This is a genomic window from Bradyrhizobium sp. KZN70725 (assembly GCF_055264925.1).
Map to the genome: position 1 here is coordinate 1 of NZ_JBUYWT010000025.1, position 14,491 is coordinate 14,491.

Sequence of the window (14,491 nt, forward strand, 5' to 3'; positions counted from 1 at the left end):
CCAACAAAACTCTTGCGCGCGACAATCATCGCGGCAATCATCACCTCGCCGCGACACCGACTCGCCATCCTGATTGTCGCGCGCTTCCCAGCCAGATTGTCGCGCTATAAGCAGCGCTTCGAAGGCAAGACCTACGCCTATGACGGCAAGCTCGGCATTCGCGTCACTTGGTAAGTCCCGGGTCTGTGTCGGACCATCTCAGTGACGCCAAAAGAGTCAGGTAGCGTTGTGTCGACAGGCGGGCGAGCGTCTGGCTCATGTCGCCAAAGTCAGAATGCGCTTTGCGATATCGGACACCGGCCTTGCGCCTACGTGGCGACCGCTGAATGTAGGGATGGCAGTTCTAGGACGAATTGCGTCTGGATCATAAGACGAGCGAAAAAGCGGGCTCGCTTCCATTTCCAGGAGATCCTCTTACTGGCGCCAGCGCATCACTTCGCGGAAGGCCGAACTATGGCGGGTTCAACTCGGCAAAGGCTGGGCCCCGAACACGCCAACACTCCGGCGGCTAATAGCTTGCGTCATCTGTCCGAGCGCAAGCGAGAAGCAGCCCGCCGCGATATCACACTGCCGATTTCCCAGGTCGAACCAGCGGCCTCAAAGGGCAGGCGAGGCTGTCTGATGCCGAAACCTTGCCCGGCGGACACCTGATTGTCAGCTTCAGACCCTATGTCGGGAAGCTGACCTGGCGATGCGGTACGATGCGTCAGATACTGCTGTTTTCCAGACGGCATGCTGCTTGCACAGTCGAGGTACGGGCGGCGCGACATAGTGCGTGCACGCTCAAAACACGAATTTCGCGACGAGTCGCAAGAACCTGCGGGCTCGCCTTGTGCGTGCCCGTCCGAGGATAAGACAATGAAAAAGTCCGTTCTGCGCGCCGGGTTGCTCTCGATCATATGTCTGACGGTCGCGCTGCTCCACGGGCAGTCTGGTGCGACGCCGGCGGACGATCCGTTCCTCTGGCTCGAGGAGTCCGAGGGACCGCGCGCATTGGCCTGGGCCCAGGTCGAGAACGAAAAGACGCTCGGCTCGCTGCAGTCGGATCCTCGCTATGATCGCTTTTATCGGGATGCCCTAACCATCCTCCAGAAAAAACACCGGATTCCGTACGTTTCGCTGGGAAGACAAGGTCTAGAAAATTTCTGGCAGGACGAGAGCCATGTGCGTGGCATCTGGCGGCGCACCACCCTTGAGAGCTATCGCAGCGAGGATCCCCAATGGGCGACCATCCTGGACATCGATGCGCTCGCTGCCGCCGAGAACAAGAACTGGGTCTACAAGGGACGCAGCTGCTTTGGACGCCGCTGCCTCGTCAAACTTTCCGATGGTGGCAAGGACGCCGTTTCCATACGCGAGTTCGATCGTGACGCCAAAAGCTTCGTTACAGGTGGATTCGAGCTGCCAGAGGGCAAGCAGAGCGTCAGCTGGCTCGATCGTGACACTGTCCTTGTTGCACGTGATTGGGGCGAGGGAACCACGACCGAGGCTGGCTACGCTTTCGTATTGAAGGAACTCAAGCGCGCTCAGCCGCTCGATCAGGCGCGCGAAGTCTTTCGTGGCCAGCGCACCGACTTCGAAATCGTGCCATTGGTGCTTGGTGAAGGGCGGATCCATGTGACCGGCGTCGCCCGTCGGATCAACGGCTTCGAGCGCCAGTATGTGCTGTTCGGGCCCGCGGGGCCGATCGAGCTCGATCTGCCGAAGAAGTCGGCGATCGTCGGCATCGCGAGTGGCCGCCTGCTTGTGAAACTGGACGAAGACTGGATGCGCAGCGGCGAGACCAGCTTCAAGGCCGGCTCAATGATCTCGTATGACTTGGCCGAATGGAAGCAGGATCCGTTGCGGGCCAAACCATCTGTCGTTTTCCAGCCCAATTGCCGCCAGGCACTCCGCGGATTTGGCAGCAGCAGGAATTTCCTGGTGCTGACGATTTTGGACAATGTTCAAAGCAAGGCATTCCTATACAGGTACGATCAGGGCAGATGGCATGCCAAGCCGATCCCGCTGCCGGAGAATGCGAGCGTCAGCCTAGCAGCCGTTTCCCAGCAAGCGGACGAGATGATGTTTAGCGTCTCTGACTATCTCGCGCCAACGTCGCTTTGGTACTTTGATGCCGAAAGCGAACGGCTCGAGCTCTTGAAGACAGCACCTGCGGCGTTCGACGCATCGAAGCATGTCGTCGAGCAGTTCAAGGCAACTTCGCGCGATGGTACGCGGATTCCGTACTTCCTGGTGCGACCATGGAGCGCAAGATTCGACGGATCAATCCCGACGTTGCTCTATGGTTATGGCGGGTTTCAGGTTCCGCTTCTCCCTTCCTACGCAGGAACTGTAGGTCGGCTATGGCTCGAGCAGGGGAATGCGTACGTTGTTGCCAACCTGCGCGGAGGCGGCGAGTTCGGTCCACCATGGCACCAGGCTGGCCAGGGGGCAACGAAGCAAAAGACATGGGATGATTTCATCGCGGTCGCCGACGATCTGATCCGCCGGAAAGTCACAAGTCCGCGCCGGCTCGGCGTGTTCGGCAGCAGTCAAGGGGGCCTGCTGGTCGGCGCCGCAATGACCCAGCGCCCCGACCTTTTCAACGCGGCGATCATACAGGTGCCGTTGTTCGACATGCTTCGATTCACCCACTTGGGCGCCGGCGCGTCCTGGACCGCCGAGTATGGCGACCCGGCCATTCCCGAACAACGAGAGTGGATCGAAGGCTACTCGCCCTATCAAAAGCTGGTACCGGGCAAGAGCTACCCGGAGCCTTTCATTTTCACCTCCACCAAGGACGATCGCGTGCATCCTGCGCACGGTCGCAAGGCCGCCGCAAAGCTTGCTGCGCTTGGCCAACCCTATTTTTACTTTGAGAACTTCGATGGGGGCCACAGCGCCGCGGCCAATCTCATCGAACATGCGCGCCGGCTGGCTCTGGAATATACATACGCATCCAGGCGGCTTTCCCCCGAGCCACCAGGAGCCGCACCCTAAGCTTGGGTCGACGGCACTGTGGTCGTGAACCTCAGCTCCTCCATGCTGATGAACGAGCTGAGGTCAGCAAGGTCGAGACCGGCGATCGGCTTCTTGTAAACTGCATCATAGACCGGCACCATGAGGCGTAAGCAGACAATCGGTTTCGCCGGTTAAGCGAGAGGCTTCGAGAATTTCCGGAGTATCTGCAATGGCACGACGAAAATCCTCAAGCCAGCCATCGAGTGACGCGATGGCGCACCCATGAACACAGTCATTGGTACGTTGGTTTTGCGTCGGTCAACCAGGGCGACGCGCCGATCAGAGCGCTGTCCTCCACTGTGCTTGATGCGCCGCCCCGGACACCGAAAGATCGATCGATCCGGCAAGCGCCGTCACGGGGAATCGTTTCCAGCCGGCTTCGTAGCTCGGGTAAGAAGAGTTTGCCATCACAGAGATAAGGCCTTTGATTTGCACTTTCCAGAGAGATTGCGCCAAACAACGCCGAGATTTGTCGCCGAAGGCCCGGTACGCCAGTGTCGCCTTCGCATCAAGTGGAGATCGTAAAGTGCAGCGAACCATTGGGCTGATCGGAGGGATGAGCTGGGAAAGCACGGCCATCTACTACAAGGAAATCAATGAAATCGTCCGTCAGCGCCGCGGCGGCCTCGCCTCGGCAGACATCTTGCTTCGCTCTGTTGACTTCGCCGATATCGTCGCCCTTCAGGAGGCGGAAGAATGGAGGCAAGCCGCTGCTTATCTGGCGAGGATCGCCCGGCAGTTGGTCGATGCAGGCGCCAGCTGCATCCTGATCTGCACCAATACGATGCATGTAATTGCCGACATTGTTGCTGCCGAGCTCAGTGTGCCCCTCATCCACATCGTCGATGTGACCGCTGCGGCTCTGCTCGCCGCTTTCGTCAAGCGACCACTCTTGCTTGGGACGCGCTATACGATGGCGCAGCCGTTCTATTGTGATCGCCTGCGGCAGCGGTTCGGCCTTTCGCCGGTCTTACCGGCGGAGGACGAGCGGAACCGGATCCACGAAGTCATTTTCGATGAGCTGTGCTGCGGCACGGTTTCCGACCACTCGCGCCAAGAAGTTATCGATATCATTGCGCGAGGTCGCGCACGGGGCGCCGACGCGCTCATCCTTGGCTGCACGGAGATTGGTCTTCTCATCGGTCCCGAACATACACAATTGCCGGTATTCGATTCGGCGAGGCTGCATGCCAGGGCGGCAGCTGATTTCGCAGAGGGCAGCGGTCGGCTCATGCCGCCTCCCTAAGCGCGCAGCGATGATCGCATCACCGATCGACGTTTGATCTCGTCCGTGGTGATGCCACCTTTGCAGGGGTCTCAACGCCGCTGTATCTGGCCATCTCGGGCAGCGCGTGGCGCAGGAAGGACAATTGTTCACTTGATCACAAGACCAAGCGATGATCGATCGCGCTCGACTTTCAATTATCCGGTTCCCGGAGTGGTTTTAAGTTCATTGCAGCGAATTCGCTGGCACCTGGACGCGCTCAGCGCCAAGCCACAAAAGGAATGCGCATTCATGCGGCGTCGGCCACACGCATTGACAGCCTAAGGGCGTGATGGCCCTACGGCATACAAAGCAGTCGCGTAACTTCGCCTTCGTATCTTGCCACAGTACCATTGCGCTTTCTTCCGCATGACCGATCCGGCGGCAACTTGTCTTTGTTCTTTCTGGTTCGGCGAGGCACGCCTGATTGTTCCGGCTCAACGTCTTGACTGCACTGCAGCCGCTGTCCTCGTGCATGTCAGGCCGACTTGTCCTCACGGCTGCCCTCAAGTTTATCTCGCAAGGCCGTGATCACGCGATGGACAGTCCGTATATCCTTGACCGACAGCCCTTTTGAAAGATCGTTGATCCAGGGAGCCTGCAATTCCATTGCGGCTTCGAAGGCGCGCTGTCCATTCTCAGTGAGCACGACGAGCTGCGCCCGTCGGTGATGCGGGTTGACCTCAAAAGATACGAGGCCCTCCCTGTGCAGATCATTGATAATCCGCTGCACGTTTTGACGATTGCCGCCGAGGTCGCGAGCGAGCCAAGCGACCGGTTGGGAACGTTCGGCGGACACAATGGCGCCAAGCACCTGCCAGCGTGCGCTTGTTAGGCCAAGCGGGGCGACCAGACGGTCGCCGACCGTCAGAAGTAGGCTGTCGAGCCTGAATAGATCGAGAACAAGGTCGGTCAGGGCGTCACCCTCTGGGGTTCGCGTGGCTCTTTTCATTTGTCACCATTATTTTATATTGACATGATGATGTCAATCTGCTTATGTACCCATAGTACCAATTAGGCATCATATATTAAAAAGCGATGGAGGCACTCATGTCGCTGCTACGCCCACTCGACCCTTCCTTCCCGATCGACCGCCAGATCGCTATTGAGGCAAATTCTGTCGTCCTGGTGAACCCATTCACTCTCGACAAAGCCGATGAGGCGGCTTTTCTCAAGACCTGGCAGGACGACGCAGCGTTCATGAAGCGACAGCCGGGCTTCATTTCCACTCAGCTGCACAGAGCTCTCGGAGACAGCTCGACCTATCTGAACTACGCCGTCTGGGAATCCACCGCACACTTCCGCGCGGCCTTCACCCATCCTGACTTTCTAGCAAAAATCGCAAGCTATCCGGCCTCGGCGATAGCTTCCCCTCATCTGTTCCAGAAAGTTGCCGTGCCCGGCATCTGCGTTGCCTAGCCCTGCTGCTTTTAGGAAGGGAAGATACTCATGATCAAGTTGATCCATCCTGTCGCTGGCGCCTTGGCTATCGCAACGATCGGCACATTTTGGCTATCGACGGTACTCAGCGAGCTGTTCGCGTCCCATGCCACAGTTGCAGCGGTCAAGAGCACCATACCGTGGGGTTTCTTGTTGCTGATCCCGGCGCTCGCTGCGACCGGTGGTACAGGTGTCATCTTGGCAAAGGCGCGCCGGGCCGGACTGATCGGGGCCAAATTCAATCGCATGCCATTCATTGCAGGAAACGGCATCCTGATTCTTATTCCGTCTGCGCTCTTCCTTGCGTCCAAGGCTCAGGCGGCAGAATTCGATGCCACGTTCTATGCTGTGCAGGCGATCGAGCTCGTCGCGGGCGCAACAAACATTACACTTCTTGCTCTCAACATGCGGGACGGTCTCAAAATGAAGGGATGGTTGCGCCGCAAACCCGCTTGAACCGGAACTGCGCGGACAACTGACGTGACGCCCTGTATGGTCGTGGCTTTATGAGTGCGCGCCCTAAAATGTTATAGCTCTCCCGCCGGAGAACAGGCCGGATGGCATCAGAATACGCAGCCAAATCAGCAGTAGAACGTTCGGCCCTTCAGTTTACCTTCGGCAGCATAACGCTGACCGTGGTAACACTGGCCTGCTTGTACCTTCACGCGCATTTCGCCACGACGGCGTTCGCGTATTTGTTAGTGATCTTGCTGTTTTCGCTAATGGCCAGCTTCATCGCGTCGTCGGCGCTTTGCATCGTAACCATCGCTGCTCTCGCTTACTACTTTGCGCCGCCGGCATTCAGCCTACGAATCGATGACCCCCAAGATCTGCCGGTGATTGTTGCATTCTGTATTGCCTCGATTGTGGGAGCGCACCTGATCGGTAAGCTCCGCCAGGAAAGAGAGGCTGCGCGTGTGATTGCGGCCAAGCTTCAGCGGAGTGCGGCCGATTTGCAGGATCGCGAAAAGCAGTGGCACGCCATCTTCGAGCACAATCCGGCCATGTACTTCATGGTCGATGAAGCCGGCACTGTTCTCAACGTCAATACATTCGGCGCGACACAACTCGGCTATGCTCGTGCTGAACTGATCGGTCAATCCGTGCTGGAGGTATTTCTCGAGGAGGATCGCGTGTACGTTCGGGAATGCGTTCGGACGTGCCTGGAGGATGTCGGACAAACGCGCACTTGGAACGTCCAGAAGGTCAGGAAGGACGGCTCGGTCTTGTGGGTACGTGAAAGCGCCAAAGCCATGCTCTGGGCGGATGAGCAGCCCATTGTCCTTATCGCCTGCGAAGATATCACGGAGCGAAGGCGGACCGAACTTGCCCTGCAGCGGAGCGAAGCACATTTGGCCCAGGCGCAGGAGTTGAGTCACACAGGCAGCTTCAGCTGGAACCCCACCACGGGCGAGGCCTTCTGGTCAAAGGAGACATTTCGGATTTTCCAATTAGATCCCCAGACGCTGCCGGGGCCGCAGCTCGTCGTTGAGCGCACTCATCCAGATGATAGGGCTTCGGTTCAAGAAATTATCGAGCGCGCGACGCGAGACCCGAGCGATTTCGAGCACGAATACCGGCTTCTGCTACCAGACGGCTCGGTAAAGCACATCCATGCGCAGGCACGAGCGACGAGAACGGCCTCTGGTGAGACCGAGTTTGTTGGGGCAGCTACGGATATTACGGCGGTCAGGCGAGCAGAACGACAGCTGCGCCGCAGCGAGGCCTATCTGGCCGAAGCCCAGCATCTCAGTCACACAGGCAGCTGGTCCTGGGACGTCTACGGTCTAGATTTCGTGTATCGCTCCGCCGAGATCGATCGTCTGTTCGGCTTTCGCCCACAAGAGCCGGTATCAATCGAGGCCATTCGATCGCGCATCCATCCGGACGACTTGCCGCGGCTGGAGGAGGTGCAGCGCCAGGCGATTGAACACAAGGAGGGGCGGTTCGAATATGATTTTCGTATCCTTTTACCAGATGGCGGGATACGACGCATACACTCCGTTGCGCAGGTGGTGGTCGGCAGCAATGGTAACGTCAGCGAGCTGATCGGAACACATATGGATGTCACCGAGCAACACGCAGCTAGGGAGCGCCTGGAAAACACGCTTGCCGCGCTGCGCGAAAGCGAACAGCGCTTTCGCGACTACACCGAAACAGCTTCCGACTGGCTCTGGGAGACTGGGCCGGATCATCAGGTCACTCGCTTATCCGAGCACACCAGCGCTGCGGGAATTTTGGCGACAGGATTGATCGGCCTGCTTCGCTGGGACATTGCGTGCGACCTCGAGGAGGAGCCCGAGAAGTGGCGGCAGCATCGGGCGACGTTGGAGGCCCATCTTCCGTTTCGGGATCTCGTCTACCGCACCGTGAATCGGACAGGTTCTCCGATCTACGTCCGCACGAGTGGCAAGCCCGTTTTCGATGGAAAGGGGAACTTTCTCGGCTACCGTGGCGTCAGCACTGACATCACCGCGACCATTCGCGCCGATCAAGCCGAACAAGAACTACGAAAGGCACAAGCGGAGCTTGCGCATGTGACGCGTGTAACGACCTTAGGAGAGCTGACAACCTCCATCGCCCATGAAATAAACCAGCCACTCGCCGCTATTATCAGCAACGCCGATGCGTGCCTCGGTTGGATGGGGCGGGAAGCTCCTAATCTTTTCGCTGCGCGCTCTTCGGTGGAGTGGATCATCGAAGACGCAACCCGGGCAAGCGAGGTGATCCGTCGTATTCGCGCGCTCGCGAAGAAAGGCGACATTGAGATGGTGCCGCTCGACATCAATGAGGTCGTTAAGGAGGTCATTGCGCTGGTAACACGAGAGCTGGTGAGCCACCGAGTGACGTTACGAACCGAGTTGACGGCAGGGCTGCCTCCGATCCTTGGCGATCGGATTCAGCTACAACAGGTGATCATCAATCTGGTGATGAACGGAATCGAAGCCATGGAGGCAGTTACCGACCGGACGTGCGAACTGCTGATTCAATCATCAAAGGACGATGTGGGGCACATCCAACTTGCCGTGACCGATTGCGGCGTCGGCATCGCCGAGAACGACGCGGACCGCGTCTTGGATCCTTTCTTCACCACCAAGTCGAGTGGCCTTGGAATGGGTCTTTCGATCTGCCGGTCGATTGTGGAAGCTCACGGAGGACGGCTGTCAATGGTCCACAAAAGTGGACCGGGCGCGACGTTCCAGGTTGCCCTACCGCTGCATAAGGAGGCCGTCTCGTGACAGGACGATTTGACTCGCCAAGTGAAGTCAGCAACGCCGAGTCCTCGACAAGGGCGGTTGTCTTCGTCGTCGAGGATGACATCTCCATGCGTCGCTCGCTTACGAATCTTTTTCAATCGGTAGGGTTAGGCGTCATCGCATTCGGATCGGCGCACGAAATGCTGCAGAGCACAATCCCGGACGTTATTAGCTGTCTAGTTCTTGATGTCCGGCTGCCAGGCTTGAGCGGCCTTGACTACCAGACCGAGCCAGCGAGGTTGAACATACGTATTCCGATCATTTTCATTACCGGCCATGGCGACATCCCCATGACCGTCAGGGCCATGAAGGAAGGAGCGGTCGATTTTCTCAGCAAACCGTTTCGCGATCAGGAACTGCTTGATGCCGTGGTTGCGGCGATCGAACGCGATCGCAAAAGACGGGAGGCTCGGCACATCGTCGCGAACCTACAGTGTCGATTTGAGAGCTTAAGCCCGCGCGAGCAGGCGGTGATGAAACTGGTCGTTGCTGGCCTGATGAACAAGCAGGTAGCCGCCGAGCTTGGGCTCGCCGAGATTACGGTCAAGATCTACCGGGGACACGTAATGAAGAAGATGCGTGCACGGTCGCTGGCCGACTTGATCAGAATGACTGAGACGTTGGGAATTCGCGCCAATCGTCCTGAACAAACACGAGTCTGATTTTACAATTTCATCAGTCGAGCCCATCTTTCGCCGAAGGCGGCATGCGCTCCTCGGCCTCGGCTCGAGAAATGGTTTGGCCGGACGCACTCAGATGTTTGCCAAACAGCTCGACGACACGTGCAGCGTCGAGCCCGTCAAACAGCGCAACGGCCTTCGCAAGATCAACGAGATCTCGGCCTTTATCGCGTTGGAGAAGTGCACGGAGTTTCGTCGCTAGGATTTCTTCTCGGCTGAACGACGCAATATCCGCTTTCCCATTGAACCAGGGGTTCTTAACTTCGAATGGGAAGCTCTTCTCTCCATCGTAGGTGGTTCGTGCGCGTCGCCAATCTGATGTTTTTACGGACCGCCCGGGTGCCTTGACTCCGCAGCCACTCCGAGAACAGAAAGTGCCTTTCGAAATTTTGCATTTAGCCAGATCGGGCGGTCGCGCGTCACCCGCATGGGGAAGGGCCCTGGCAGGACCCAAGTGTTGAAACAATACCGATTGAGACCGTATGGTTCCAATCGGGAGCTTCCTTTCATGATCATCATCGGCCTCAAGGGCTTTATTGGGTCCGGCCAGACTACCTTTGCCCGCCATCTCATCGAGCGGCACGGGTTCGTGCGTGGCCGGTTCGCTGGCGCGCTGAAGGACATTGCTGGCGTGCACGTGGCCGTGCGCTGTCATTGAGTGTTTGGCCCACAGGCCCTTCCGCATGACTAATCAGAACGGCTGAATCTCCGCGCTCTGGGACTAGACGTCGTCCGCCCTGTTCTCCATCTTTTCAAGGAATCTGAGAGCCTGTCGGTATTCGAACTCGCACCACGCAAGCTCGAATGGTTCCATCAGTATCTCTATCCACATTTCGGCAAAGGCTGCCACTCCGACGAAAAATAGAATTCGCGACCTCCTGATCAGCTATCAGTTGACGAAGCCGGCGAAGACGAATGAGTTGTCGCTGTAGCCAGCCGCACATGCAGCTAAGAGGATCGTGATCAGCGGCTCAATCGAACCTTGGTAAAGATTGGGCACCTCAAGGGGAGCACCTGACGATACGAAAGTTTATGGCGGACGTTCGCCTGGCTCGCACATTTGGTCCAACGGCTGCCCGAGCAGCAAAATGATCCGACGGCTTCGTAGAGGGCGTTCGCGTAGTGAGATTGCGGCGACATGCCCGCTATCTTGGCCTCAAGACGAGGTCGTTAGGAGCGGGGGTCAGTATGTCAAGCGCAATGATGGGGATTGCTTCAGGCTCCGCGGCCCTGCGCTATGCACGTTGAATGAGATCGAGAGCGGAAAATCGACGTCACTTTCCCGATCGTCGGCTCGGCATTGTGATGACAGGCCGTGCGGCAGTTGAATGATCCACCGTGATCCGCTTGATTTCTTATTTCGAGAGCCAAAGTCGTTGTTCACAAAACCATACAATACAGCGGTAATGTCAGTGATGGTCCCCGACGATGATAATTTATCAGGACGGGACCGGACAGATCTTGTCCGTGAATAGCAGGCGCCAATTCTGCTACGCAGGACTACTCCGCCAAGCTGCAACGCTCAGCTGCCCGCTCGAGGCGCCTGGACCGGAGGCTGGCTCCGCATCACGACCCAAATTTATCGCGGAGCTCCGCAGCACGAAACAAATTCAACGCGGAGATGAGAGTCTTGTCGTGCGGGAACAGCCTCCGAGCGGACTTAACCCGCGCGTCATGGTCCAGTCCAGATATCGTCTGGCCCTCTAAAAGAAGCGCCTCGGAGAATCTACGAAGAGCAGGGCGATACGGGTCAAGGGCGGCCTCGCTGCGCCGATTGGCACGCGTCATCATTTCAATGAAACTCTCGTCGTTTTCTGAGGGCCTGGGTGGAATCGCACGGCGAGTGTCGGGCTCGCAGCAATCGCGAAGATTGCTCAGCGGCGCCTTCATCCTTCGGCTATTAGAATTCGTTGACGTGAGCGATAGGATTGCTGATTGCTCAGATCAAACGCTCGACGTCGAAAGCGGAGAACATGCCCGCAATCGGCCAAGTTCGGTAGTATGCAGGCTTGATGTGCGCCTTTTAACGAGTCCGAGCCGCCGCATTATTCGTCGCGTCATCAATTCGGCGCCGGTCTTCTTCAGACTGATGATGGGATGTACCGCTGCTGGCTGGGAGCGCCGTCGCCAAGGACGGCTCAAACGCCTGGTGCCTCGCCGACCTCTTGCTGCTCTTCCGAGGTGGCATGCTGCACCTGCGACCAAACTGTTACGTTGGATGGGTCACAATTGTGCGGGTCCACGTAGCCTCACGTCCAAGATCACCTGAGCAGACATCCTACCAGAGCAAGCTTTCGAAAAGCTGACGAAGCCGCAGCGTAGCTGCTCGCGATCGGGCGGCTCGAAATTGGCACCGATATATTCCGTCACGCTTACGTCATCGGCCTCCCCTCGGCGTGACGTCGAGCCGAGTGCGCCGAAGTGACTTTGGATCATCGACATTCTGAAGGTGAGCCGCGTGACGCCCTCGGATGGTCAGCAGGGGCTGCCTTCCGGCCCGGTAGCTGTGGGGCGGGCACCCTAGCTATCCTGCTCGCAGACCTACGGCGAGGCGCTCTGTGCCGCGAAGCCGATGCCAGACGATCGCCCTAGGCGTTGAGCTATGAAACCTTGCGCCGATGGGAACGGAGATTCATTGGCCCGCGCTGCCGAAGTATCCTGCGCGTGATCAAGTTCGACCCAGGCAATGCCAGTCGTGTCCTGGCACAGCCTTGTATTCGGACCCCTCGGACATGGTCTGTTCGTCGAAATCCAGGCGAGCAATGACCTTCTGGCGGCGCTTACAAGTTGAGAATTGCGGGTTTCTGGGCACGGCCGGCGCGCGAACAACACGCCGGACTGGACGGATGTAGCCAGCAGACGGCAACTGCGCGTATCCATTCAACCTCAACAATCGCTCGTCCCGTAACGACCAAACGAGACTGCAGGGCGGCTATCGCAGCGATCAGGGCTCGAGGCCGTGCTCCCGGAAAACCTTATGCATCAGCTCGCCTTTGATCTCGCGGGCGATTTCGCTGAGGATCTGGGCTCCGACCACGCGCTGGGCATCGACATCATCCGTCAGGCCATGCTCCGCGAGTCGCTCGTTCAAGCGCGCCGGAAACTCATCTTCGAGCGCATCGGCAATCCGGTCCCGCGCCGCGGCATGATCATCGGGGGCGATCCGCCTCACCGCCGCATCCCAGGGCTCCCAGCGCGTTGCGAGAAAATCCGCAAAACCCGTCGCTTCCTGTTGCCGCACCGACGTCTCAGCCCTGGCAACGTCGTCCGCCGTGACCTCAGCGAGATTCAAGAAGCGCATATCGGGGGCGATGTGGCGCAGTTCAAGCCGATCCCGTAGCTGGGTCTGATAGGCAAGATAGACCTCGATCTCGTCGATATCGGCCTCCGGATCGGCACGGCGGAGGGAGCTGACCGTCTCGCGTGCGATGTCGTCAAGCGCCTCCAAACGAAACATCACTCGGCCGTGTTGGAGCAATTGGTCGAGCCGATTGTCATAGAGCCCTTCCTTAACATCAGCGTTCAGACGTGCGGTCTGCATGCTGTTCCAGGTCAAAGTAATGCGGTCCTCGCAGGATGCAGTCGCTCCATTGGCGAGCCCGAAATACTGCTCGCGCAGCTGCGGCCTCATCGCGGCCTGTAGCAGATTCTCGGCCACTTGGTCGCGGAACGCCTGATGACCATAGTTCACGGTGCCCGCGAGTCTTTCGAGAAACAGTGCGAAGTCCTGCGCACCCGGCTCTTCGGCGAAGCCTTGCCACGCGTCCACTGCGCCGGGCTCGTCCACGAGCCAATCCGCGACAACCTCGTGGAGGGATGGCGGCTGATGTTCCACCGATTGTAGCGGCATCGACAGCAAGACCTGCGGGCCGGCATAATCCGCACCACGCGTGGCTGACGCCAAATCGGCCAGCACTGGGGCCGGTATCGGATTAGACCGCAGGTCGATGCTGGACGCACTGCCGAGCTGCGTCAGCACGGTCGCGGGCAGGCCGGTCAGCTGGTTATTGCTGGCGCCGAGCATTTCAAGGCTGAACGGGAGCGTCTCTGGCAGATTGGTCAGCTGATTTTCGCTGACGTCCAGGTATCCAACTCGAGCCGGAATCTCGGGCAGGCTTGTCAGCTGGTTGTCGCTTGCGTCCAGGTAGCGCAGTCTCGCTGGAAGATCGGGCAGGCTCGTCAGCTGATTTTCGCTAACGTCCAGGCGGCGGAGCCTGGCTGGAAGGTCGGGCAGACTGGTCAGCTGGTTATTGCTGGCGGAGAACTCCTCGATCGTGGCGGGAAGGGCGGGCAGATCGGTCAGCTGGTTGCCATCGACCATCAAGCTGCGGAGCCTGGATGGCAGCTCTGCCGGCAGGCTGGTCAGCTCGTTGGCCATGAGGTGGAGGTTCCGCAGCCTGCTCGGGAGGGCGGGCAGGCTAGTCAGCCGGTTGTCAGAGGCGTAGAGGTCCCGGAGTCCGCCCGGAAGCTGGGCCGGCAGGCTGCTCAACTGGTTACCGATGACGATGACGGTCCGGAGCCTGGGCGGGAGTGAGGCTGGCAAGCTGGTCAGGGACAATGACGACAAATTCAGCTCGTCTCTGACATTACCCTCGTCCCGCCATGCCCTCGTCCGGTTGACCCCCTCTTGCCGATTCTCGTTTTGGCCCTGCCCCTCTTCTGCTGCCCAGCTCGCCAGGGCGCTGTCCTGCGACGAGACGAGGTCGGCGGCGGCCGCTCCCGTGACCCACCGCGTCAGGGCTGACGCCCACTGGGGAAGGCATGAGGGGGACTGCCCGGCGGCCGCAGACGCTGGTTCGGTGCTTTCGGATTCGGAAGGTACGCCAGCGCGAGGCTGAGCTCGTTCG

11 protein-coding genes are annotated in these 14,491 nt (G+C 58.7%); 7 read left to right on the forward strand and 4 right to left on the reverse strand.

All coding sequences use genetic code 11. The features are described from left to right. Positions 1-858: 858 nt before the first annotated feature. Entirely contained in the window at positions 859-2,982 is a 2,124-nt protein-coding gene (locus ACZBJS_RS23130; protein ID WP_463439219.1) for a prolyl oligopeptidase family serine peptidase, read from the forward strand. Positions 2,983-3,087: 105 nt separating this feature from the next. Here ACZBJS_RS23130 and ACZBJS_RS23135 read toward each other — a convergent pair whose 3' ends face one another. Continuing rightward, on the reverse strand, positions 3,088-3,216 hold the full coding sequence (locus tag ACZBJS_RS23135; protein WP_456785604.1) for an Lrp/AsnC ligand binding domain-containing protein: 129 nt from the start codon (positions 3,214-3,216) through the stop codon (positions 3,088-3,090). Positions 3,217-3,529: 313 nt separating this feature from the next. Here ACZBJS_RS23135 and ACZBJS_RS23140 point away from each other — a divergent pair, with 313 nt between their 5' ends. After that, positions 3,530-4,249, forward strand: a complete 720-nt coding sequence (locus ACZBJS_RS23140; RefSeq protein ID WP_456817159.1) for an aspartate/glutamate racemase family protein — start codon at positions 3,530-3,532, stop codon at positions 4,247-4,249. A 496-nt stretch (positions 4,250-4,745) separates the two neighbouring features. Here the strand turns inward: ACZBJS_RS23140 and ACZBJS_RS23145 are convergent, their stop codons facing one another. Further along, the gene (locus ACZBJS_RS23145; protein WP_463439220.1) at positions 4,746-5,219 is read right to left on the reverse strand and encodes a MarR family winged helix-turn-helix transcriptional regulator; all 474 of its coding nucleotides are present in this window, start codon (positions 5,217-5,219) and stop codon (positions 4,746-4,748) included. Positions 5,220-5,317: 98 nt separating this feature from the next. Between ACZBJS_RS23145 and ACZBJS_RS23150 the strand changes: the two genes are divergently transcribed. From ACZBJS_RS23150 to ACZBJS_RS23165, 4 genes are all read left to right on the forward strand, one after another. Then, positions 5,318-5,686, forward strand: a complete 369-nt coding sequence (locus tag ACZBJS_RS23150) for an antibiotic biosynthesis monooxygenase family protein (RefSeq protein WP_244558879.1) — start codon at positions 5,318-5,320, stop codon at positions 5,684-5,686. Positions 5,687-5,716: 30 nt separating this feature from the next. Then, positions 5,717-6,163 (forward strand): hypothetical protein, encoded by a 447-nt coding sequence (locus tag ACZBJS_RS23155; protein WP_463439221.1) that lies wholly within the window; start codon positions 5,717-5,719, stop codon positions 6,161-6,163. Positions 6,164-6,264: 101 nt separating this feature from the next. After that, positions 6,265-8,946 carry a PAS domain S-box protein gene (locus ACZBJS_RS23160; RefSeq protein ID WP_463439222.1) on the forward strand — a complete coding sequence of 894 codons (2,682 nt, stop codon included), beginning with the start codon at positions 6,265-6,267 and terminating at the stop codon, positions 8,944-8,946. Beyond that, on the forward strand, positions 8,943-9,626 hold the full coding sequence (locus tag ACZBJS_RS23165; protein WP_463439223.1) for a response regulator transcription factor: 684 nt from the start codon (positions 8,943-8,945) through the stop codon (positions 9,624-9,626). The genes ACZBJS_RS23160 and ACZBJS_RS23165 overlap by 4 nt, the downstream gene beginning before the upstream one ends. A 13-nt stretch (positions 9,627-9,639) precedes the next feature. On the opposite strand, the gene ACZBJS_RS23170 is transcribed toward ACZBJS_RS23165, so the two are convergent. Beyond that, positions 9,640-10,212 carry a nucleotidyl transferase AbiEii/AbiGii toxin family protein gene (locus tag ACZBJS_RS23170; protein WP_463439282.1) on the reverse strand — a complete coding sequence of 191 codons (573 nt, stop codon included), beginning with the start codon at positions 10,210-10,212 and terminating at the stop codon, positions 9,640-9,642. Here ACZBJS_RS23170 and ACZBJS_RS23175 point away from each other — a divergent pair. After that, the gene (locus tag ACZBJS_RS23175) at positions 10,153-10,302 is read left to right on the forward strand and encodes a hypothetical protein (protein WP_463439286.1); all 150 of its coding nucleotides are present in this window, start codon (positions 10,153-10,155) and stop codon (positions 10,300-10,302) included. The two genes, ACZBJS_RS23170 and ACZBJS_RS23175, sit on opposite strands and share 60 nt — an antisense overlap. A 2,286-nt stretch (positions 10,303-12,588) precedes the next feature. Here the strand turns inward: ACZBJS_RS23175 and ACZBJS_RS23180 are convergent. Further along, complete coding sequence (locus tag ACZBJS_RS23180; protein ID WP_463439224.1) at positions 12,589-14,022, reverse strand: NEL-type E3 ubiquitin ligase domain-containing protein; 1,434 nt, start codon at positions 14,020-14,022, stop codon at positions 12,589-12,591. Positions 14,023-14,491: the final 469 nt, after the last annotated feature.

Coding starts and splice junctions, on each gene's coding strand:
- ACZBJS_RS23130 (WP_463439219.1), top strand. CDS start 859: ATGAAAAAGTCCGTTCTGCGCGCCGGGTTGCTCTCGATCATATGTCTG.
- ACZBJS_RS23145 (WP_463439220.1), bottom strand. CDS start 5,219: ATGAAAAGAGCCACGCGAACCCCAGAGGGTGACGCCCTGACCGACCTT.
- ACZBJS_RS23150 (WP_244558879.1), top strand. CDS start 5,318: ATGTCGCTGCTACGCCCACTCGACCCTTCCTTCCCGATCGACCGCCAG.
- ACZBJS_RS23155 (WP_463439221.1), top strand. CDS start 5,717: ATGATCAAGTTGATCCATCCTGTCGCTGGCGCCTTGGCTATCGCAACG.
- ACZBJS_RS23160 (WP_463439222.1), top strand. CDS start 6,265: ATGGCATCAGAATACGCAGCCAAATCAGCAGTAGAACGTTCGGCCCTT.
- ACZBJS_RS23175 (WP_463439286.1), top strand. CDS start 10,153: ATGATCATCATCGGCCTCAAGGGCTTTATTGGGTCCGGCCAGACTACC.
- ACZBJS_RS23170 (WP_463439282.1), bottom strand. CDS start 10,212: ATGGCGGGCAAAGGTAGTCTGGCCGGACCCAATAAAGCCCTTGAGGCC.
- ACZBJS_RS23180 (WP_463439224.1), bottom strand. CDS start 14,022: ATGGCCAACGAGCTGACCAGCCTGCCGGCAGAGCTGCCATCCAGGCTC.